Here is a 22,468-nt window from a genome sequence, read left to right as displayed (position 1 = left end):
TATCGCGTGGCGCGCCGGCCGCCCAGCCCTTCGGAGATGTTCGTCACCGGGTGGTAAGGACAAAGCCTCGGGTCATGGAATGAGACAGGATTTTCGGTACGAGACCGGCGCCTGGCGGGTGCTTAACCGAACGCGCTGGCTCGCGTATCTACCGAAAACCATACGAGACTGACAGCCTCTCGAAAGAGGCGAAATGGGGCGATAGCTTATAGAGAGGGAGAAAACGCCCACTAAGCACTGTGGCGTGGTGCTGGCCGACGGGGGATGGATGGTCGGCGACCACCCCGTAGCCGACATAGGCGGAGGATGCGCAGTCGGTCTACGTACGATCTGGATCGACCGAGGCACGTGGCCCGACCACGATCACAGCGCTGATCACGTTGTCGCTGACGTGCTCCAGGCCCTGGAGATACTGCACACCGAGCGATGACCAGACATCCACACCGTGCCCCGAGAAGAGTGCTGTACCGAATCCGAAAGCTCGAAATGACACGTGATCATGCATCTGACCTGCAGTGGTAGGTACGCTCTGGTTAATGCCCGCCTTTGGTCCTCAGTACAGCACTACACCCAGCTAACCATCGGTCTGATGGGTGGTTTGAAGGCGATTGGCACTCGTAATTCCCAATGCGCTGTTCCAACTGCTGTCTCGACTGCTGGCCTGCGGCATGGGCAGGTCCATGGAGAAGTGTCGTCGACTTCCAAAGGTGGCCAGAATCGGAAGTGGATTTCCTTCGTCTGCGGCTCACTGCGATCGTCGGGCCAGTGCTCAATGTGCACCCGCACTTGATGCCCGCCCCGAACCAACTGATCTAGTGTGATTGGCGTGTAAGAGATCCCATTCCAAGCCCTGGCATGAACCCGGTAGTCCCTGGGGGCATCGACGGTGAAACGTCCGAACAGCGATTCGTTGCCGAGCGACGATGTTTCGACCTCGGCGAGGATTCCATTTTGAATCATCGGTGCAAGGGTGGCGTGACGTATCTCAAGCTCGTCTCTGCGCCGGGCATCTTCGATCTTTGCCAGCTTGGCCGCCTCGTTAGCGGACTTTCGTGCGTACCAGACCGCCCCGAGGGACACGAACAGAGCTAAGCCAGCTATACCAGTAGCAAACCATTCCGCCATGCGAGTTAGACGCGTCGGTTAACAGGATGGTTCACAACAGCGCGACTCTTGATAACGGCGGGTGGGTGGCCGATTGCGGGACGTGGTTCGACCACAAACATGACGCAGATGACGTCCTCTCCAACGTAATACGGGCCATGGCGACCTTGCGGAACAAGTGGCGATGAGAAGTCAGGGCCACACACGGTGGGCAGTTGCTATACAGCAGCGCCATACAGCAACACCGTCTTACGCGATCACACGCTACCAACCCGCATCTACCGCCGGAGTAGGGCGAGACGCCGCTGACGAGGCATTTGCCTTTGCCCTTGCCTACGGATCTCAATGTCAGGCTGAGTCTTACTTCCGCAGCGAGCTGGCCGGCGGGAGGGGGCGGAAAGGTCCATTCCTTTGTCGAACCTCCTCCTCGACGTCGTCGGTCTGCCGGCACACACTCGCTGTCGGAGGAGGGGCTCGGGTGACTCACTACGGATCTGCCGTGATGGCTTGCTTCTGACGTGTCCACGAACCCTGAACACCGGCTTTATCCGGGCTGAGCGGCGTGACTTGATAGGAGCCTGGTAGATCCCTCAATTGAGATATGTCGGCCGCCCGGCCCAGATGTCCCCCAAAGAACGGAGACATCTCCATGGTGGTGTTCGGCATCGACCCGCACAAGCAGACCCATACCGCGGTGGCGGTGGATGAACTGGGCCGCAGGAAGGCAGAACGGACCGTCGCAGCCCGGCGGGAGGGGCATCTGCAGCTGCTGGCCTGGGCGGGCAAGCTCACCGCCGATCGGGTCTGGGCAGTCGAAGACGTCCGGCATGTGGCCGGCAATCTGGTCCGCGACCTGCTGGCCGCCGGCGAGAAGGTGATCCCGGTACCGCCCAAGATGATGGCCGCAGAACGCCGCGGCGGCCGTGAGCACGGCAAGTCCGACCCGATCGACGCGCTGGCCATCGCCCGCCTGGCCCTGCGCGAGAGCAGCTCTGCCGCTGGCGGTGCTGGATGAGCACACCCGCCCGATCCGGCTACTGGTCGATCACCGCGACGCGCTGATCAAGGAACGCACCCGGGTGATCAACCGGTTCCGCTGGATGCTCCACGACCTGGCCCCCGATCTCGCACCCGCTCGGCGCACCTTGGCGCACAGCGCCACACGCGTCCGGCTGGCCGCCCAGCTCACCGCCCTGCCCGACACCATCTCCCGTCGGATCGCCTGCGCCCAACTGACGCACATCGACCTGCTGTCGACTCAGGCCAACGCCGTCGAAGTCGAACTCAAGGCGCTGGTCGAGCCTCTCGCGACCGGGCTCCTGGCCGTGACCGGTGTCAGCGTGTTGACCGCTGCCAAGCTCCTGGGAGAGATCGGTGACATTCGCCGTTTCCGGACCAGCGCCGCGTTCGCTCGGCATAACGGCACCGCTCCGATACCGGTCTGGAGTGGCAAGAGCGAGGTCTATCGGCTCAACCGCGCCGGAAACCGGCAGCTCAACGCGGCCCTCCACCGCATCGCCCTCACCCAGAGCCGATGCCACCCCGGTGCCCGCCAACTGCTGGAACGCCGCCGGCAAACCCATCACGACACCACCAAAGGCGGCCTGCGCGTCCTCAAACGACACCTGTCAGACGTTGTCTATCGCGTCATGATCGCCGACATTGAAGCCCGGGGCATCGCCCCGACGCAAGCCCACCAAGCAGTCGCTTGACATAGGAGCGTCAGAAGGTTAGGGGTTCGAGTCCTCTCGGCCGCGCCACACGAAGAAGGCCCCTGAGCAGGTATTACGCCTCCAGGGACCTTTTCGTTTCCCGGTTCGCCCGGTCACTTCTCCTCTTTGGGAGTCCCTCTTGGAGCCACCCGTACTTCCCGGGGCTCCCAACCGGGGCCGATCCGCGACCGCAGTGGCCCGTTCCGCCGACGTGCCACCGGCCGGGAGAACTCCCACGTAAGGGGGAGTGGGATCACCCTCGGGTGGGAGGGGCGGCGGCACCCCGATCGCGAGCCTGGTGGTGTTACGAACAGCTGAGATCAAGGGGGATTCTCGATGACCATCACACGACTGGCCCGCCGGAGCCGTGTCGCCCTCGCCGGGCTTGCCGCCGGGCTCGCCGTACTCACAGCGACCGCGCCGGCCGCACAGGCCGACCCCGGACCGAAGCCCGCCGCGCTGCCGGACTTCCTCCTGTCCGGTACCGGTGAGGGTACCCTCGACACCCTCGGGGCCGGGTGGAAGGGGCACAAGGTCCGGTTCGCTATCGAAGCCAAGGGCTTCGCCACCGAGTCCCAGGGCGCCTTCCGGGTCCAGCACTGGTACCCCGACGGGAAGATCTTCGCGGATTTCCAGGGGAAGATCGACTGCCTCAACGTCGGCGGAGACGTCGCGGTGGCGACCGGCGTTATCGAGAAGGTCAGTGCGTCCCCTGCGGAGATCGAGATCCCGGCCGGCAAGCGGGTCGGGTTCACCGTCGACGACGAAGGCAAGCGGGACCGGCTCGGCTGGAGCTGGGCCGTCCTCGGGTTCGAGCAGGAAGTGCCGATCTGCATGGGCACGGCGCCGATCCTGCCCCTGAGCAAGGGCGGCTACACCGTTCGCGACTGAGCGCATGACAGAGGTCTCCGCCTCAGCTGACGGCAAGTGTCGTACAGCAACGCAGGCCCACGCAGACGATCTCCTACGGGCAGCAACCGTCAAGGCCGGGGCGGCGCAGTCGGAACGAGAATGACCAACATTAACGGCTGGCGCCCCGGCCCTCGGTACCTCGAAGCCGGCGACCTTGCTCAGGCACCACCGAGGTCACACCGGAGGCGGCGAACCTACTCTGTGGGGACGGGGCGGCTGGGTCAGATCCGGTTCTGATCCGATACCGGGTCACCAAGCCATCGGTCGAACCATGCGCGAGTACGCCGGAGTCGATCGATCTGGTGATTGCGCTCCCTGATCGCATGTCCCTCTCGCGGGTAGACGACGAACTCGTGCTCGACGCCGAAGTGACGCAGCGCACGATGGAAGAACGTCGCCTGACCGAGCGGCACATTCGTGTCGTTCTCCCCGTGCAGGATCAAAACCGGGGTGCGGACCTTCGAGGCGAACGAGATCGGGCTGAGCCGGTCGTGGCGGTGCGGGCCAGGTCCCTCCCAGCCGACACTGCCGCCGAGCCCTGATTCATAGGTTCCCAGTTCGCCGGTCGCGGCCTGCATTCCCCAGTCGCTGATCCCGGCGCCCATCAGCGCGGCCTTGAACCGATTGGTCTGCCCGATCGCCCACGCGGCCATGAATCCGCCGTGGCTCCCTCCGCCGATTCCGAGCCGATCCGGATCCGCGACCCCGTCGGCGATCAGCAGGTCGATCCCGCTGATGATGTCGGTCCATTCGTCCATGCCGACCTGGCCCGCGACCGCCACCGCGAACGCGTGGCCATGTCCCGTGCCGCCTCGCGGGTTGGGCAGGAAAACCGCATATCCCGCGGTCGCGAGCCACTGTCCCGAGGGGTATGAGCCGAGATTGAGCTCGTCGGCGTACCGATCATCGGGACCGCCGTGCACCAGGGTGATGAGCGGGAACGGGCCGTCCTGTCGGCGCTTGCCCGCCGGCAGGATCAAGAGCCCGTCGAGGTCGAGCCCGTCGGATGCCTTGTAGGAGAGACGTTCCTGGGTTCCCCACCTGACCGCGCGCAGCTCCGGCCTGGTGTCGCTGAGCCGGACCAGCCGACCGCCGGGAGGGCCGGCGTGAACGTTCATCGGCTCGTAGGCCGTGCTCGCCAGCGCGGCGACCGCCTCACCCGAGCGGCTCACCGTGAGCGAATCGACACTGCCGTCCCGCGTGGACATGTGCCCGAAGCGCTGCAGGCCGGGATCGAGCCGGTAGATCGCGGTGTCGAGTCCGTCGGCGAACAGCGCCAGCGGAGGGCCATCCGCGGCCTGCACCAACTCGGTCGGGCAGACGGCCATGCCCGCGGTCAGGTTGCGATGCTCGCCCGCGGTATCGGCTGCGGGCACGGTGACGTCGAAGACGGCCAGGCCGCCGACCGGGCCGGGCGGGGTCACCGCCAGGTAGGCCACATGCCAGACGTCGTGAAGGTTCCACCAGGTCGGCGAGGACGCCTCAAACTCGATCCGGCCGAGATCGTGGACCGCGCCGGTAGCAGGATCGACCACGTGCAACTCGGCGGTGGAAGTGCCGGGATCGATCTCCGGGCAGGCCCAGCTGATGACCGCCAAGGGGCCGCCGTCCGGTCGCTGGACCACTTCGACGACGTGCCTGTTGCCGAGTCCGTCCACCACCCGGAGCTCGCGCGTGCCGAGGTCGAGCAGCCGTAACCGGCCGTAGGGCACTCGCTCTCCCCACACCTGCGCGTCGTCGCGCTCGGTCTTCCTCCGCTCGTCCTCCTCGGTCGGCTCATCCACGGCGACCACGGCGACCACGTGGGCGTCGCCGAGCGGGAGATAGTCGGAGATCCCACCCTTCCAGGTGGTCAGGGCCTCGGCCTCCCCGCCGTCGAGCGATATCCGATGCAGTTGGGGGACGCCCCGCTCCATCCGATCCGACCCGAAGAAGAGCGACGCCGAGTCCGGCGCCCATCGCGGGACGGAGTCGTTCGCCGTCCCCGCGGTCAGCTTCCTGGGGGATGAGCTCCCGTCAGCGGCGGTGACCCAAAGTGCGCTGGTCGGGTGCTCCTCCCGCCTTCCGGTCGTGGTGACCGCGTAGGCGACCCAGCGACCGTCCGGGGAGATCACCGGATGCAGGGGCACAGCGCTGTCCACGATCAGCTCAGCGGTCAACTCCGGTGCGCTTTCGCTCATACAGAGTGCCCTTCCATTCCTGCCATAGCGGGATATGGATCATGCCAGTTCTCATGTGAACTGGCATGAAGGGCAGGGCACACCCAGGGCACATGGGCACGAGAAGCAGCGCGAAACGATGAGAACCAGTGAACGCCAAAAGTCCAGCTCAGAACGCCTTCTAAGAGATCACCGCAGGTCGGTCGTCATGGCGGATCAGATCTCGATGTTCTGACCCGCCAGGTTTCCGGCCTGCGGCGAGACGGCTGGAGCCGGTGACGGGGCCGCCTGTGCGGGGCGCTGGGGCGGAGACGCTCGTGCGCGGGGCTTACGTGGAGCCCGGGCTGATGAAGCAGACGGCAAGGCCGTCCAAGCCCTCTCTCGCGTAGTCCGACCAGTCCGCGCCGCCCGCGTAACGGGCCCAGTCCGCCTTGCTGATCTCCGTGTTGGTGTGACCGTGGCAAGCGGCCCCCTCCGGATCGGTGACGATCTCGGCGAGGTCCCCGAGGTCCCACAGGGAGACCCCACCGGGGCCGGCCGTCAGAGCGACACCGCTGTCGGCGCTGAGAGCCACTGAGTCGATCTCCCGTGTGTACCCCTTCAGCGCGGCCAGCCGGGCCGGCCTGGACGGGGCAGAGAGGTCCCAGAGGATCCCGGAACCACTCGGTCCGGCCAGCAGGGCGGTTCTGCCATCAGGGGTCAGAGCCATGTCGTACATGTCAGTGAGGGGCACATCGAGCACAGCCGTCCGGACCGGACGCGACCGGTCATCGAGGTTCCAGGCCTCGGCCCGATGCGCGTTCCCGACGAGGAGGGTCCGCCCATCCGCGGCCATCGCCATCGCTGGGGACTTCGCGGGAGAGGCCGGGCCGGCCGAGGTGACCGGACGCGAGGGATCGGCGAGGTCCCATACCGTCACCGCCCCGTCGCTGTCCATGGTGACGGCGGTCCGGCCGTCCGTGCTGAGTCCGAGGTCGCGGATGGAGGCGTGCGTTCTCGTCACCGACAGGCGCGCCGGACGAGACCGGTCGGTCAGATCCCACACGGTCACATTGCCGTCGAGGTCGGCGACCGCTGCCGTGCGGCCGTCACGCGACAATGCCACCGCCTGCACGCTGTTGGCGTACTCGGCGTTCTTCTCGCCCGCCAACATGGCGTCCCGGACCGGCTTGGCCGGATCGGTGAGATTCCACACGATCGTGGCGCCGTCGTCGTCGCCGGTCAGCGCGGTCCGCCCGTCGAAGGTCAGCGCGACCGCGCCCACGTCCTCCTTGTGACCTTTCAACGCGGCGAGCCGAGGAGCCTTTTCGACGATCTTGGGGTCGAGCCAGGTCCTGAGGTCCCATACGCCCACCTCGTCGCCGTCACCGGTCAGGGCGATCCGTCCATCGCCGCTCAGCGCCACCTCGCTGGACGCGTCCGAGGTGAGGACATTGCCGCCTTCCTCGACCAGCGTGTCGATCAGCCCTGCCCGGGTCTGCCCGTCAGAATGGATCTTGACTGCGGCCAGGCCGAGCTTCCGGGCCATGCCGGGGTCGGTGTCGCGCAGTTCCGCGGCGTGGAGAGCGAGCCCACGCGCCAGCGCGACGCGCTCCCGAGCCGAAGCCCCGTCCTGCTCACGCTGCCACACGAGACCTGTGACGACCAAGGAGGCGGCCAGGAGCGCGGCGAGCACGATCGCGCACGTTCTCCAGCGGGGGCCGCCTCGCGGGTCCACTCGCCGGGCTCCGGCCAGGTCATTCATCTCGGTCTCCAAACTGTCCGGCTCACAATGACGCATATTCCTTTCGCAGGACGCGCTCGTGGTGTGGGCCGCAGTCGCCGGGGCCGTACTGGCGGGTCGAGGTGCTGATCGCGCAGTCATAGGTCACGGTGAGCACCTGAATGCCTCCCGACTCACCGTGTTCTCTGCTTCCGCTGAGCGCAGCGCTGATCGCGCTCTGTTCGATCTCCTCGATGATGCCGTTGACGATGTCGATCACCGCTTTCGCGATACCACAGCCCATGCCGACCTCTGGCTTGGACGGGCCCATCACGGCCGCGCAGATGTCGAGCCCGGCGGTCACGAGCACCATAGGCAGATCGCCGCCCTTGTCGATCTCCAACCCGTCCTGCGGGCTGATGTAGGTCACGCACGCGTGACCGTGCTCACGCTTCTCGCAGATCGCGTAGGAAACGTCCTGCCAGCTCTCGCCCTTGGTGCAGTTCGCGCCATTGAGGCCGCGCGATCCCTGGCATTCCTTGGTGAAGGTCTTCCAGGTGTTGTTACAGGTGTTCTTGTCCTGGAAGAATCCCCTGTTCGCGCTGTCGCGGCAATGGACCAGCATGTTCACGCCGAAGGCGCATTCGTTCGCCGATCCTCCTCTGCCGCCCTTGTAGCACGAGAGGAACTTGCCCTCCAGGTCGTTGCACTGGACGTTGCTGTGCCGTGCGCATTTGTAGCTGACTTCGGAGAAGGTGCTGCATCCGGGATCGTCGCCCCTTTTGTCCGCGCGGCACGAGTAGTAGTCGAATCGCACGTTTCCGCAGACTCCGGTCGACTGGCCGTATCCTTCTCGCGCGCCGCCGAGCTCTCCGTACTGGCAGCGACGGACCTCCCTGCCCGCACCGCCGCAGACATCGTGGCTCTGCCCGCTGTAGTAGTCGCTTCCCTTACGGCATACCAGGTACTGGTCCGCGAACTCTGAGCAGATGCCGTGGTTGGCCTTGTAGTTCCCAGCTCGCTTCTCGTTGCGGCAGCCGACGTAGTCGTCCTTCATGTCCTGGCAGATCCCCGCGCCGTTTTTCCCCTTCCTGCAGTCCTTGTACTCGCCGGCCGCGTCGCCACAGATCGCGCCCTTGCCCTTCTTGGCACCCTTGGGGCACTTGGCGCTGTTCAGGGAGTTCCCGGACAACGTCTTCGCCTTCGAAGTCGTCTTCGTCTTGGTCGTCTTGGTCGTCTTGGCCTTGTGGCCGTCGGGGTCGACGTTGGTGAGCGGGTTGTCGTTGGCGTAGGCGTAGCGGTTGAGCTGCACGCTGGGGTCGGGGTTCTGGGTGAGGGTGTCGCGGGAGACGAAGCTGCCCGTGCTCGGCTGGTACCAGCGGGCCGCCATGTTGACCTTGCCTGTGCTGGGGTCGGTGTAGCCGCCCTGGTATCCGAGCGCGTGCGTGGCGCCGGTACGGGTGAGTACCTCGCCGAAGGGGTCGTAGGCCACGGAGTCCACCAGCGCCGTCCCAGCTGCGGTGAAGGCGCCGACCAGGTCTCCGCGCAGGTCGGAGAAGGCCAGCTGGGCGCCGGCGCCGTCACTGATGCCAAGGGTGCGGCCGAGGGCGTCGCGGCCGAAGCTCGCCTTCTTGACGTTGGCGGCGTCGGTGACGGCCACGAGATTGTTGGTCAGGCCGTCGTAGACGTGGCGGGCGGTCTGCCCGCCCTGGGCGCGGGTCTCGACCCGGTCGAGTGCGTCGTAGTCGTAGGTGACGGCGTCGTCGTTGACGAGGCGGTCGAAGGCGTCGAACTTGGCGATGCTGACCATGCCGCTGGAGTCCTCGCTCAGCGTGCCGCGCGCCGTGTAGGTGTAGGTGTGGCCGTCACCCGCGGTGAGCCGGTTGCGTTCGTCGTAGGTGAAGGTCTTGTCGCCGGCCCGGACGCGGTTGCCCGCGGCGTCCCATCCGTAGTCGGTCTTGGCGCCACCGGGGGCGGTCCAGGAGGTCAGCCGGTTGGACCAGTCGTAGGCGTAGGTGTTGGTCCCGGCGCCCGCCGTGCCGGAGGTGGCCTTGGAGGTCATGTTGTCGTCGAGGTCATAGCCGTACTCGATCGAGGCGATCGGGCTGTTCGACGACGTGGTGAGATTGTCCTTGGTCAGGCGGTTCAGCGAGTCGTAGGTGTAGCTGCGCCGGGCCCCGCCGGCGCCGTAGGCCATGGACGTGAGGCGCGAGGCCTTGTCATAGGCGTAGTCGATCGTGGCGGCGCTGACCGGGTCCACCGACTGGGTCAGCCGGTCGGCGTCGTCCCAGGTGAAGGTGGACGTGCCGGTGATGTCGACGCGCTGGGCGAGCCGGTTGTTGGCGTCGTAGGCGTAGGCGTTGATGTCGCCGCCCGCACCGGCGGTCTTCAACAGCAGGCCGCGGTCGTTCAGGGTGAAGCTCAGGTCGTTCGCGGCGACCAGTCGTCCGGCCAGGTCGTAGCCGAAGGTCTTGTCCTCGGTGGCCGCCTCGGCGCCGCTGCCCGACTGCTTGACCAGCCGGTTCAGCTCGTCGAAGACGCGGTCGACGCGGACGCCGCCGGGGATGAGGCCGGTGACCGGGTTGCCCGCGGCATCGTAGCCGGTCGTCCAGGTCCGGTCGGCTGGATCCGGGTGCGCGGCGGTGCTGGGCTCGATGACCGACTCGATCAGGCCAAGGCTGTTGTAGGTGGTGTAGGTGGCGTTCCCCCGCCCGTCGGTGGAGCGGGTCTGACCGCCGGTGGCGTCGTAGCCGAAGGTGCTGGTGATCTTCTCGGTGGCCGAGACCGGCTCGTGCAGTTCGACCAGCCGGTTCGCGGCGTCGAACACCCGGTTGACGGTGTGGCCCTCCGCCGACGTCTGGCTGATCGGGTTGCCGGCCAGGTCGTAGCCGGACGTCCTGGTGCGCAGCGTCGCGCCGTCGGCGTCCAGTTCCCGAGTCCGGGTCTTCCTGCCGGCCAGGTCGTAGGCGGCCGTGGTGGACAGGCCCAGTGGGTTGGTCGTCCTGACGGGCCGCCCGGCCAGGTCGTAGGCGAAGGTGGTGGTGTTGCCCAGCGCGTCGGCGTGCGCGGTGAGCGCGCCGGTGACGTCGTACGCCCGCGTGCTCGCGTCGCCAGTTGGCCGGATGGTCTTGGTCACCCGGTCGGCGTCGTCGTACTCCATCCTGGTGACGTAGGCCGCCGGTGACGGCTTGCGCTCGATGGTGGTCAGGGTGATCTGGCGGCCGAGGTCGTCATAGGTGGACTCCGAGCGCGTCCCCGTGGGGTCGGCGGTCCACAGGGCCTCCCCCAGCAGGTCGTAGCCGTAGTTCCAGACCCCGGCCGGCGCGGCGCCTGCCTTGGGCGCGGTGACCTGCACCTTGCGGCCGAGCGCGTCGTAGACGGCGGTGGTGGTCTGGCCGCGCCGGTCCGTGGAGCTGAACAGCTGGCCCGCGGCGTCGTATCCGGCGCTCGCCTTGGGCGTGATCGGCTGGCCGCCGGGCGGCGTGTAAGCGGGGAAGACCTGCTCGACGATCCGGCCGGCCCGGTCCAGCGTGGAGGTCGTGGTACGGCCTTCGGCGTCGACCTGGTGTGTCCTGTCGCCGAAGGCGTTGTAGCCCAGCTTGGTGGTCGGCCGCAGGGTGGACGCGGCGGTGCCGGCGCGCTCCACCGTGACCGGCGGCAGCTGGATCCGGGTGGGCAGGCCGGCCGCGTCGTAGGTCACGGTGAGGGTGAACGCGGGGTCGGCGCCCGAGGCGTTTCCGCGCGGGTCGGTCACCTCGGTGACCAGGCCGCGGTCGTCCACGGTGAAGGTGGTGACCAGGTCCTGCCCGTCGTTGTGCACGGTCTGGCGGACGGGCTTGTTGGCGGCGTCGTAGGCGTACTCGGTGATCTCGGTACGGTCGGTGCCCGCCGCGGTCAGGCTGACCTTGACCACGTTGTCGTTGGCGTCGTACGCGGCGGTGGTGACCCGGTTCAGCTTGCCCGGATCCACCGTCTGGGAGACGAGACGCCGGGCGGCGTCGTAGGTGGCGTCCACCCGCAGCGTGCCGTTGCCGGTGGTCTGGCGGATGAGGTTGCCCGCGGCGTCGTAGAGCTTGGACTCCAGCACCAGGTCTCTGGGCGTGGCCGAGCCGTTCAGCCGGGCGCCCTTGGCGATCTTCTCGGCCAGGAGGTTGTCGGCGAAGTAGGTGTAGGCGGTGGTACGCCCCATCGCGTCGGTCTGCGAGGCCAGCCGCCCGGCCGGGTCGTAGGCCATGGAACTCATGACCACGTCAGTGGCCGGCTGCGGGCTGACCGGGCTGCCGGTCCAGCCTTTGAGCGTGGTCGTGGCCAGCTCGCCGCGCGGTGTGTAGCCGTAGTGGTAGGTCGTGCCGCGCTCGTCGGTGAAGCTGGTCTTCTGGCCCTTGTGGTCGTAGGCGAATCGCTGCACGCCGCCTTCCGGGCCGGTGATGCTCTCCACCCGGCCGTAGGCGTCGTAGGCGTAGACGGTGGTGCGCTTGGCGTCTCCGCCGGTCAGGTCGGCCACAGACTCGGTCAGCGGCAGCCCGTCCGCGTCGTAGGTGCCGGTCCACTGCGAGGTGTGCGTGACCCCGGTGACGTCGTTCTTGACGCCGGTACCCGTACGGGAGGTGACCTTGCCCAGCCCGTCATAGGTGATCGTCGTCTTGACGCCGCCGGGGAACGCCTTCGAGATCTCGGTCTGCGCGACCAGCCGGCCGAGCGCGTCGTGCTCGTACTTCTTGACCAGGCCGGTCGGGCCGGTCTCTGTCGCCAGGTCGCCGGCGGCGGTGTAGGCGTAGGTGGTCTCGTTGCCCTTGAAGTCCTTGCTGGACCTCACCAGACCGGCCGGGGTGAGGCCGCCGCCGACGGCGGGCTCGCTGCCGTCGGTGTACGCCTTCGCCGTCGAGCGGCCCTGCGGGAAGTCCTGCGTGGGTGGTGTGGTGTGCGAGGTCTCCTCGCCGAAGGCGTTGTACGACCATGAGGTCTGGTACGCCTCGTCGGTCGCCGACGCCGAGCGGGCGTCCCGGTGCCCGGTCTTCAGGTCGTTACGCGGGTCGAAGGGGTTGTCGATGTTGAGGGAGTAGGAGAAGTACTCGCTGGAGCAGCTGTCCGCCGTCCGGCACGTCTTCTTGGACAGCAGGTTGCCGCGGGTGTTGAACGCCGTCTCGACGACGTTGCCGTTCGGGTCGAAGATCTTGGCGGGGTACCCGCCTACGTCGTAGGTGTAGCGGGTGGTTTTGCCGAGCTGGTCGGTCGTGGAGATCTGCTGGTTGCCGCGCGAGACGTCGTCCACGTACGTCAGCGTCCCGCCGTGCGGGTCGGTCACCGTGGTCGTGGCCGAGGTGTAGACCGTGGTCTCCTTCGCGTAGACCGGCGCCGACAGCTTCCACCCGCCGCCGTTGACGTCCGTGTGCTGGGTCAGGCGTCCGCCATCGGCGGCGTAGACGTTCTCCGCCTCCGTCCGGCCCGAGGGCGCGACGGCCTTGGTCAGCTGCGGTTGCGGCTGGCGGGCCGCGTAGTGGATCCTGACGGCCTGCGCGCCGAGCGGCTTGCCGTACACGGCTACCTCGTCGATGTCACCCGCGAACGGGAAGGCCGCGGGGGAGCTCGTGGTGGCGGGCCAGGCCGACGAGCCGAAGCCCGCGCCGATCCGTGTCTCCCACTGGCCGACGTGGGTGATCTTCCCGGCCAGCGTGCCGATGGCTTGACCGTCCAGGTAAAGGGTCTGGGAGTCGTCAGCGCCGGAGAGCACCACGTGGTGCCAGTTCCCGTCGTTGACCGGGCCGGACGAGGTGATCGGCGCGGACCTGTCCGTGTAGAACTGGCCGCGCAGCTTGCCGTCCGTGCCGACGTACAGACCGGGGGTGAAGGCCGTGGGGGTGTTGGTCGCCGAGTTCTGGTAGCCGATGACCGTGCCGGAGCCGGTGGTCCTGAACCACGCCTCCACCGCGAGATGGCCGCCCTGACCGCTGATCGTGGCCTGCGGGAGCGCGACGTACGTGGAGCCCGCGGTGCCCTTGAAGCGCAGCGCGGTGTCCGGCGAGCCGGTGAGCGAGCCGGGGACGCTCGTGGCGTCGGCCGTGGTGCCGGTGAGCTTGGCCTCCTCCGAGCCGAGGATCGGGGAGGAGTTGGCGATCCTGGTTCCGGTGGCGGTGGCCGTCTCATCGAGCCGCCAGTAGCCCTCGGGACCCGAATCCAGGACGGCGCTGCGGTAGCGGGAGGCGTCACCGTAGGTGTAGACCGCGCAGGCGGTGCCGGTGCTCGGTGGGCAGACCTTCACCAGCTTGTCGCCGTCGTAGGTGTAGGTCCATGTCAGGGGCGTGCCGTTGACGGGGTCGGTGGACACGCCGGTCACGTGGCCGCCTGTCCAGGTGAACGTCAGCGACCTGCCGCCGGTGCCCGTGGCCTTGGCCAGCTTGCCGTCCGCGCCGTAGGTCAGCTCCTGGCTGCGGTTGCGGTGGTCGGTGACCTTGGTGAGGCGGCCGCTCGCGTCGAACCAGTACGAGGTGGCCGACTTGTCCATCAGCCGCCAGCCGCCCTCCGACAGGGCGGCCAGGGTGGCGTGCGTGCCCGACGGCGAGGCGTACGTGCCGTCGCTCCTGGCGGCGAAGCGCAGCTGTTCACCGCCGGGGTAGGTGATCAGCAGCGTCTTGGTCAGCGGCTCGGGCTCGATCCGCATGTCCCATCGGGTCGACCAGCCCGTGCCGAACGCCCCCGCGCTGCGCAGGTCGAGGCTGTTGTAGGTGCGCACCACCGACAGGGGCGGCCCGGTCACGGCCACCGCCACGTCCGTCTCGGCCTGAGCGTAGTTGCCCGTCGAGTGGTTGAACGCCCGGCCGTCGGTGCCCGAGGCCAGCAGCGCGTTGATCGTGCCCTGCTCCGGGACCGGGGTGAACGTCCGCCAGGAGGAGGTCACCGTGGTCGAGCCCGTCGCCGCCTTGGCTGACCAGTAGTACGTCTCGCCCCACTTCAGCTTGTCTTCGGGAACCGTCCAGGTGCCGGACCTCTCCCAGGTGGGCGAGCTCTCGCACCAGGTCCAGGTGGGTTGCTTGCCCGCGCAGACCTGGAACCAGTAGACGACGGGACCCTCGTTCAACGGTCGCGCGTGCGCTGACAGGGTCGGCGTCAACGTGCCGACCTGGGTGTTGTTCGCCGGCGAGAACGTCTCGAAGGGGAGCGCGCTGACCTTGGCGAACTGCCAGTCCGACCAGGCGCTCTGCACGCCGGAAACGGTGACGGCCCGCACCCGCCAGCGGATCAGCCAGCCGTCCTTCAGCTTGTCGGGCGGGGTCTCCATCCACGCCTTGGTGCCCGTCGCGTACGACGTCGTGCCCGTGCCCGCGTAGATCTGCCCCGAGCCCTGGCCCGTCGCCGACGGGTCGTGCTCCACCTCGACGCCCAGGTACGACGCCCGGTTCTCCGGGTCGGTGACGGTGGCGTACAGCCACGGTGTCAGGGTGGCGGCCGTCCACGACGCCGTTCCCCGGACGGCCGGGTCCATGCCCAGGCCGGCCACCGACGGCTTCTTCAGGTCCACCTTCGCCGTCTGCCACTCCGACCACGGTCCCTTCACCCCGGATGTGGTCACACCCTGGACCCGCCACCGCACCAGCCAGCCGTCGCTGAGCTTGGCCGACGGGATCTGCACCCAGGCTTTCGAGCCGGTGCTGTATGACGTCGTGCCCGTGCCCGCGTATATCTGCCCCGAGCCCTGGCCCGTCGCCGACGGGTCGTGCTCCACCTCGACGCCCAGGTACGACGCCCGGTTCTCCGGGTCCGTCACCTTGGCGTAGACCCACGGCGTCACCGACGACAGCGTCCACAACCCCGAGCCCTCAGTAGCGGGCGTCATCCCCAGGCCGGCCGCCGACGGCTTCTTCAGGTCCACCTTCGCCGTCTGCCACTCCGACCACGGTCCCTTCACCCCGGATGTGGTCACACCCTGGACCCGCCACCGCACCGACCAGCCATCCGTGAGCTTCCCGGCCGGAACCTGAACCCAGGCGTTCGAGCCGGACGCGTACGCCGTCGAGCCCTTGCCCACCCAGATCGGCCCGCTGCCCTGATCCGCCGCCGACGGATCATGCTCAACCTCCGCACCGAGGTAAGAGGCCGCCCCGTTCGCCGAAGTCACTCTCATGTAGAACTGTGGCGTCAGAGACGACAGGGTCCACAGTCCCGTCCCCTGCGTAGCAGGTGTTACGCCCAACCCACTTCCGGCAGGCTTGTTAACCTCGATCTTCCCGGTCTGCCATTCCGACCACGGGCCGGCCACGAGAGTGCCGGAAAGGTTGGAGTAGGTGGAGGCCAGGCCGCGTACCCGCCAGCGGATCAGCCAGCCGTCCTGTAGTTTGCCCGCCGGCACCACGGGGGTGTGAGCCCGCCCGGTCCCCTGGCCGTAGCTCTGGGTGGACTGGCCTGTCCAGATCAGTCCGCTGCCCTGTCCCGCCGCCGACGGGTCGTGCTCGATCTCGACCTTCAACCCCACATACCGGTTGTCGGGGTCGCTCACCCAGGCGTTGAAATCCGGGGTCGTATTCGAATACGTCCACAGCCCCGACGCCAGCTGCCCAGACGATTCCACATCCACCACCGACGGCTTCGAGGTGTCGGTCTTCCCGGTCTGCCATTCCGACCACGGGCCGGCCACGAGAGTGCCGGAAAGGTTGGAGTAGGTGGAGGCCAGGCCGCGTACCCGCCAGCGGATCAGCCAGCCGTCCTGTAGTTTGCCCGCCGGCACCACGGGGGTGTGAGCCCGCCCGGTTCCCTGGCCGTAGCTCTGGGTGGACTGGCCTGTCCAGATCAGTCCGCTGCCCTGTCCCGCCGCCGACGGGTCGTGCTCGATCTCGACCTTCAACCCCACATACCGGTTGTCGGGGTCGCTCACCCAGGCGTTGAAATCCGGGGTCGTATTCGAATACGTCCACAGCCCCGACGCCAGCTGCCCAGACGATTCCACATCCACCACCGACGGCTTCGAGGTGTCGATCTTTCCGGCCTGCCATTCCGACCACGGGCCCGGTGTCAACGTTCCTGACAGGTCCGAGTAGGTCGAAGCCAGGCCGCGCACTCGCCAGCGGATCAGCCAGCCGTCCTGTAGTTTGCCCGCCGGCACCACGGGAGTGAAAGCCCTCCCGGTCCCCTGGCCGTAGCTCTGGGTGGACTGGCCTGTCCAGATCAGTCCGCTGCCCTGTCCCGCCGCCGACGGGTCGTGCTCGATCTCGACCTTCAACCCCACATACCGGTCATCGGCATCACTTGCCCAGGCGTTGAAATCCGGGGTCGTATTCGAATACGTCCACAGCCCCGACGCCAGCTGCCCAGAAGAATCCACATCCACCACCGTCGGCTTACTCGTGTCGATCTTCCCGGCCTGCCATTCCGACCACGGGCCGGCCACGAGAGTGCCGGAAAGGTTGGAGTAGGTGGAAGCCAGGCCGCGTACCCGCCAGCGGATCAGCCAGCCGTCCTTCATTCTCCCCGCCGGCACCACGGGAGTGAAAGCCCTCCCGGTCCCCTGGCCGTAGCTCTGGGTGGACTGGCCTGTCCAGATCAGTCCGCTGCCCTGTCCCGCCGCCGACGGGTCGTGCTCGATCTCGACCTTCAACCCCACATACCGGTTGTCGGGGTCGCTCACCCAGGCGTTGAAATCCGGGGTCGTATTCGAATACGTCCACAGCCCCGACGCCAGCTGCCCAGAAGAATCCACATCCACCACCGACGGCTCGGATGCGGTCGCCGCGGACTTCGCATTCCCCGTTCTTGTTGCTGCGATTGTGGCCGAGGCCGGCTGGTGCACTCTGACGGCGGAGACCTTCTCCGCCTTCGCCGGAGACAACCTTCTCAGGCCGAGACTCTGCGCCTGGGCGGCTTTCGATCCATGCATGGCGTCGGAGGTATCTGCTGCATCCGGCGCGTCGGTCACCCATGGCAGTGGCGGCGGAGTTTCAAGTCCGCCTTTTGCCGGCTCCTCTGAAACCTCATGGCCCTTCTCCAGCGGCAAGGCGTTCTTCGGGCGCTTACCTTTATCGGAGGCGGGGCCGTCGGCCGCCGCATCGGACCGTGTGGCCTCAGGGCCGACGAGGTGAGGAAGGTCGCGGGCGGTTCCAGAGAGCTGAACCGGGACACTGCTGGAGGAACCGGAGGGTGACGACGGAGGAATGTCCAAACGCGCCCGTACGGGGTCCGCCGCTACAGGCTGAATCGCCAGCTGAATGAGACTGGGGATCAACGCGACCAGTACGACCAATGCTGTCCGCGCCGACCGGCGGCCCGAATTTTTTGAGTTCAGGCCAAAACTACTGCGTCCCATCACGCCAGTTGTCCGAATCTGCGCACGCGAAAGCGTCATGCGTCACCAATCCTGCCGCGTCAGGTCCCCTCGGCATAAAGATGTGTAAGCCCCGTTGCCCGCCGTAAGTTCCACATAAAGAAGATCACCCCTTGTATAGCGGAGTGGCCGATGTCGGCATAGACGGCGACGGGGCCGATCTTGGCGGGGGCGGGAATGCGCAACGACGTTCCGATATGAACACAGCTGGCGAGGGGCGTATCTTTTCAAACTATGACGTAGATCACACTCGCTATTCTGGGGTTTAGACGGGTTAAATCGAACCCGCCAGTGAAGCTGATGCTGCCGACAGCGGTGAGCTTTGGGCGACCAGATCCGGCGCGGCCCCGCGGAACGAGTCCGCGATGTCGGCCATGTTCATCACGTGTCGCCGTACGCCGAGCTCAGCCCCGCGAAAATCTGAACGTCATCGGACGCCTTGTGCCGGTCGGGATTGATCTGCACGATGAAGTCGGCAAATCTCTCGCAGTAGAAGGCCACTGATTTCTCGGCGTTCAGCGCCTGCCCGCGGTAGCTGGTCCTCTCCTCGGCCGTCATCTTGACCCGGGGCGGCACGAGCCGTCATCTTGATCCGGGGCGGCACGAATGGTCGCGGGCGGTTCCCGGGGCGCACCGGCCCCCATTTCGGACGCCCGTCGGCCGGGTGGCCCGTCGGTTGCTCCGAGGCGACCCACCGATCACCCCGGAGCGACCGCCGGCCCGCTGTTCGCCGCGCGTCTCATACCGGTTACCTCCCGCTCCGCAGGGGTCTGTCTCTCACCCCGCGCGGCTCACTTCCCGTCCTGTACGGCGGGGCTCTCCTGTCCGGCGAGGGTCAGTTCCGGGCGCCAGGCGAGCAGCAGCCCGAGCACGGCGTATCCGACGAGCAGGTGGCCGCCGCCGACCCACCGTGAGGCGGCCTCGCCGAGCAGCGCGAACACGGGGACCGTCACGACGCCCCAGCTCTCCGCCACCAGCGGCCACCACCGCAGCGGCCCTCGCCACCTGCGGGCGAGCACCAGCTTCACGCTGATCACGAACATGCCCAGCATCGACAGCGGCCAGAAGACGTCGAGCACCGCCAGCGCCACCCCGTCGCCGGCCGCCTCCGGCAGGATCGCGTGCAGCAGCGACCAGGCGGAGGCCAGGGCGAGCAGCACCACCTCCACCTTGAGCATCACCGCGGAGACGCGCGACGTCCCGCCCGCCCGGGTCCGCATCTGCACCGCGAGCAGGCCGAACAGGCCGAGCTGGAAGGCCAGGCCGGCCAGGTCGCCGATCCGCCCCTCCGTCCCGTCGGCCGTGGGGTCGAACAGGAAGATGCTCACCGCCCAGATGAGCGTGCCGGCCGCCAGCACTAGTCCGAGGCGGCGGACCGTGCCGGGGACGATCGCGGGAGGCCGCGCGGCCGGCGCGGTGCCGGGAGGACTGACGTCCGTACGTGCCTTGGCCGGTGTGTTGGTGAGGTGCGCGTCCATTGTGACTGGTCCCTTTCCTGCGAGTTCCAGTGAGTTCCGGGAGTTCCTGCGGGCGGAATCCTCGTGTGCGCGGCATGGGCGCCGCCGGGTCAGGCGGTGCGTCCGGCGTGCGGATCCAGAGTCCGCGCCGGCGGACCTGGGCGGGCAGGGCCGGTGGTCCCGGATTCCGCCCCGGGGGGCCGCTCCCGTCCCGGGACGGCCGTCCCGTCCCGGGTCGGGACGGTGGTCCCGGGACAGGCAGGACACATGGCAGGTGACAATGCATGTCGTGGAGAACGTGGGACCGGCCGGGCTGCCGGCAGCGCGCAGGGCTCGCCTGCCGGGCGTACTGGCCGTCGTCGTGGTCGCGATCGCCGCCGGCACGGTGCTGCTGGACGTCCGCGCCGCTGGAGTGGAGGTGGCGCACAACGCCGATCTCGACCCCGGCTGGCCGTCCGCGCTGGCCGGGGCCGCGCAGATGCTGCCCGGTCTCCTGCTGCTGTGGCGGCTGCCGCGGCACCCGGTCGCCTGGGTGCTGACCCTCTCCGGGCTGATGTGGCTGCTGAACGGCTTCACCGCAGGCTGGGCGACGTACGCGAGCTACGTGTCGCCGGGCACGCCGGGGGCCTCGGCCGCCTACTGGTTCTACACGCGGTTCGGCGCGGCGCTGCTGCTCGGGCTGCCCCTGCTGATCCTGCTGTTCCCGGACGGACGGCTGCCGGCGGCCACGGCGTGGCGCCGGCTGTCGGCCGCCAGCCTCGCGCTGACCGCGCTCCTGCCGGTGCTGCGGCTGCTGGCGCCGATGGCGGTGCTGGTCCGCTACGAAGACGCCCCGCTGCCCCCCGAGATCGCCAGGCTGGCGCTCGACCCGTTCAGCGTCGGCCTGCCGTACGAGATCTGGGAGCCCGCGCTGCACGTCGCCCACGCCGGGGTGGTGGTGAGCCTGGTGGTGCCGTTCGCGGTCATGGTGCACCGTTACCGCGGCGCCGACGCCGAGCGGCGGGCGCAGATCCGCTGGCTGATGTGGGCCGCGCTCGTGGACATGTCCGTGCTGCTGCTCCCGCTCGTGCTGCCGCCGGACGTCCCCGCGCTCCTGCTCGCGGTCGCGATCGCGCTGACCTCCTCCGCCGTGGTGGTCGCGGTGACCAAATACCGGCTGTACGACGTCGACCGGCTGCTGTCGGCGACGGTCCTGTACGGCGTGCTCGCCGTGCTGGCGGTCGTGGTCGACGCCGCCGTGTTCACCGTCGCCGCCGGCGCACTCGACGAGCGGCGCGCCACGTTCGCCGCGATCGCGATCGTCGCCGTGGTCTACATGCCGATGCGGGCGTGGCTGCTGCGGGCGGGCCGCCGGCTGCTGCGCGGGTCGCGGGACGATCCGTACGCGACGGTCTCGACGCTGGCCGAGCGGCTCGAGCTGACCGTCGATCCGGACGGGCAGCTGATCGCGGTGGCGCGGACGCTGGCCGAGGCGTTCCGGCTGTCCTATGTCCGGGTGGAGATCGAACGCCCGGGAGGGGAACGCTCGGTGGTCGAGCACGGCTCGCCGCGTGGACCGTCGGTGTCGCTGCCGGTCGCCTACCGCGGTGAGACGGTGGGGCGGCTGGTGCTGTGCCGGACCGACCTGACCGAACGGGACCAGCGGCTCCTCGGCGACCTCGTACGGCAGGCGGCCGCGGCAGCCCGCGCCACCGAGCTGACCGTCGACCTGCAGCGCATCCGTGCCCAGCTCGTGGTCGCCCGCGAGGAGGAACGCCGCCGGCTCCGGCGCGACCTGCACGACGGGCTGGGACCGAGTCTCGGCGCGGTGGCGTTGCGGATCGAGACCGCCCGGAACCTCGCCCGCACCTCACCCGACGGGGCCGACCGGATCCTTGAGCAGACGGCCGCCGAGGTCGCGACGGTGATGGCCGACATCCGCCAGATCGTGCACGACCTGCGCCCGCCGGCCCTCGACGAACTGGGCGTGCTCCGGGCGATCGAACAGCAGGCGGACCGCTTGCGGCCGAGCGGCCTGACGGTCACCGTCACCGGTGACGAGGCACTCCGTGCGCTGCCTGCGGCGGTGGAGGTGGCGGCCTACCGGATCGTTTCGGAGGCGCTGACGAACGTGACCCGGCACGCGCGCGCCTCGCGCTGTGACATCACCCTGCGCGTGGACGGGCGGGTGCTCGACGTCATGGTGCGCGACGACGGCGCGGGGATCGGCGCGGACGTCGCGGCCGGGGTCGGGATGCTCTCGCTGCGGGAGCGGGCTGCCGAGCTCGGCGGCGGCTGCGAGGTCACCTGCCCCGCCGACGGTGGCACGCTGGTCCACGCGACGCTCCCGCTGGAACAGGTCGGACAGGTAGGACAGGTAACGGAGATGACAGGTGTCTGACGAGCCGATCCGGGTGCTCCTCGCCGATGACCACCCGGTATACCGCGACGGCCTGGCGGCGCTGCTGGGCTCGATGCCCGGCATCGAGGTGGTGGGCACCGCCGCCACCGGGCTGGAGGCGGTCGAGCGGGCCGCCGAGCTGCAGCCGGACGTGGTGGTGATGGATGTCCGGATGCCGGAGCTGGACGGGATCGAGGCGACCCGGCGGGTCGCCGCCGACAGCCCGCACATCGGGGTGGTCATGCTGACGATGTCGGAGGAGGACGCCACCCTGTTCGCCGCGATGCGGGCCGGGGCCCGCGGCTACCTGCTGAAGGGCGCGAACCAGGCCGAGATCGGGCGCGCGATCACCTCTGTCGCCCACGGCGAGGCCATCTTCGGCCCCGCGATCGCCCGCCGGGTGGCGGAGTTCTTCGCCGGTGGGCCACCGGCGGACGACGAGGTGTTCCCGCAGCTCACGCCGCGCGAACGAGAGATCCTGTCGCTGGTCGCGGCCGGCAGGCCGAACGCCCAGATCGCGTCGGCGCTGTTCCTGTCGCAGAAAACCGTGCGCAACAACGTCTCCAACATCTTCGCCAAGCTGCACGTCGCCGACCGGGCGGAGGCCATCGTCCGCGCCCGCGACGCCGGCCTGGGCCGCTGACCCCCGCCGGTCGCCGCACACCCAGCCGTCACACCTCGCCGTCACAGGCCAGGCCGTCACGGTGAGACGGCCCGCGGCCTCGCCGCCGCC

The 22,468-nt window shown here is 68.4% G+C and carries 12 protein-coding genes; 6 read left to right on the top strand and 6 right to left on the bottom strand.

What is annotated here, in order from left to right; genetic code table 11:
- Window positions 1-268 precede the first annotated feature (268 nt).
- On the top strand, window positions 269-430 hold the full coding sequence (locus ACZ6R6_RS46200; RefSeq protein WP_470103553.1) for an HAD hydrolase-like protein: 162 nt from the start codon (window positions 269-271) through the stop codon (window positions 428-430).
- A gap of 134 nt (window positions 431-564) precedes the next feature.
- Here ACZ6R6_RS46200 and ACZ6R6_RS46195 read toward each other — a convergent pair whose 3' ends face one another.
- A complete protein-coding gene (locus ACZ6R6_RS46195) occupies window positions 565-1,125 on the bottom strand; it encodes a hypothetical protein (RefSeq protein ID WP_470103552.1) in 561 nt (186 codons plus the stop codon).
- Between the two features lie 628 nt (window positions 1,126-1,753).
- Between ACZ6R6_RS46195 and ACZ6R6_RS46190 the strand changes: the two genes are divergently transcribed.
- The 3 genes from ACZ6R6_RS46190 (at window position 1,754) to ACZ6R6_RS46180 (ending at window position 3,707) form a co-directional block, all read left to right on the top strand.
- Window positions 1,754-2,119: an IS110 family transposase gene (locus ACZ6R6_RS46190; protein ID WP_470103551.1), complete on the top strand. Its 366-nt coding sequence runs from the start codon at window positions 1,754-1,756 to the stop codon at window positions 2,117-2,119.
- Entirely contained in the window at window positions 2,109-2,816 is a 708-nt protein-coding gene (locus tag ACZ6R6_RS46185) for a transposase (RefSeq protein ID WP_470103549.1), read from the top strand. The genes ACZ6R6_RS46190 and ACZ6R6_RS46185 overlap by 11 nt, the downstream gene beginning before the upstream one ends.
- Window positions 2,817-3,152: 336 nt before the next feature.
- Entirely contained in the window at window positions 3,153-3,707 is a 555-nt protein-coding gene (locus ACZ6R6_RS46180) for a hypothetical protein (RefSeq protein WP_470103548.1), read from the top strand.
- A gap of 242 nt (window positions 3,708-3,949) precedes the next feature.
- Here the strand turns inward: ACZ6R6_RS46180 and ACZ6R6_RS46175 are convergent, their stop codons facing one another.
- The 5 genes from ACZ6R6_RS46175 to ACZ6R6_RS46155 form a co-directional block, all read right to left on the bottom strand.
- Complete coding sequence (locus ACZ6R6_RS46175; RefSeq protein ID WP_470103547.1) at window positions 3,950-5,908, bottom strand: prolyl oligopeptidase family serine peptidase; 1,959 nt, start codon at window positions 5,906-5,908, stop codon at window positions 3,950-3,952.
- Window positions 5,909-6,215: 307 nt separating this feature from the next.
- Entirely contained in the window at window positions 6,216-7,631 is a 1,416-nt protein-coding gene (locus tag ACZ6R6_RS46170) for a WD40 repeat domain-containing protein (RefSeq protein ID WP_470103545.1), read from the bottom strand.
- A gap of 22 nt (window positions 7,632-7,653) precedes the next feature.
- Window positions 7,654-17,205: an RHS repeat-associated core domain-containing protein gene (locus ACZ6R6_RS46165; protein ID WP_470103543.1), complete on the bottom strand. Its 9,552-nt coding sequence runs from the start codon at window positions 17,203-17,205 to the stop codon at window positions 7,654-7,656.
- 1,074 nt (window positions 17,206-18,279) lie between these two features.
- A complete protein-coding gene (locus ACZ6R6_RS46160; RefSeq protein WP_470103541.1) occupies window positions 18,280-18,474 on the bottom strand; it encodes a hypothetical protein in 195 nt (64 codons plus the stop codon).
- Between the two features lie 215 nt (window positions 18,475-18,689).
- Window positions 18,690-19,376, bottom strand: coding sequence for a hypothetical protein (locus ACZ6R6_RS46155; RefSeq protein ID WP_470103540.1), 687 nt, complete (start codon window positions 19,374-19,376; stop codon window positions 18,690-18,692).
- A 268-nt stretch (window positions 19,377-19,644) separates the two neighbouring features.
- Here ACZ6R6_RS46155 and ACZ6R6_RS46150 point away from each other — a divergent pair, with 268 nt between their 5' ends.
- Together ACZ6R6_RS46150 and ACZ6R6_RS46145 are read left to right on the top strand one after the other, a co-directional pair.
- On the top strand, window positions 19,645-21,735 hold the full coding sequence (locus ACZ6R6_RS46150) for a sensor histidine kinase (RefSeq protein WP_470103538.1): 2,091 nt from the start codon (window positions 19,645-19,647) through the stop codon (window positions 21,733-21,735).
- Window positions 21,728-22,378 (top strand): response regulator, encoded by a 651-nt coding sequence (locus tag ACZ6R6_RS46145; protein ID WP_470103537.1) that lies wholly within the window; start codon window positions 21,728-21,730, stop codon window positions 22,376-22,378. Before ACZ6R6_RS46150 ends, ACZ6R6_RS46145 begins: the two co-directional genes overlap by 8 nt.
- Window positions 22,379-22,468 lie beyond the last annotated feature (90 nt).

The sequence above is a fragment of the Streptosporangium sp. NPDC048886 genome (assembly GCF_055586905.1).
The sequence above is the reverse complement of the archived record's forward strand: the minus strand, read 5'-3'. Positions and strand labels throughout refer to the sequence as shown.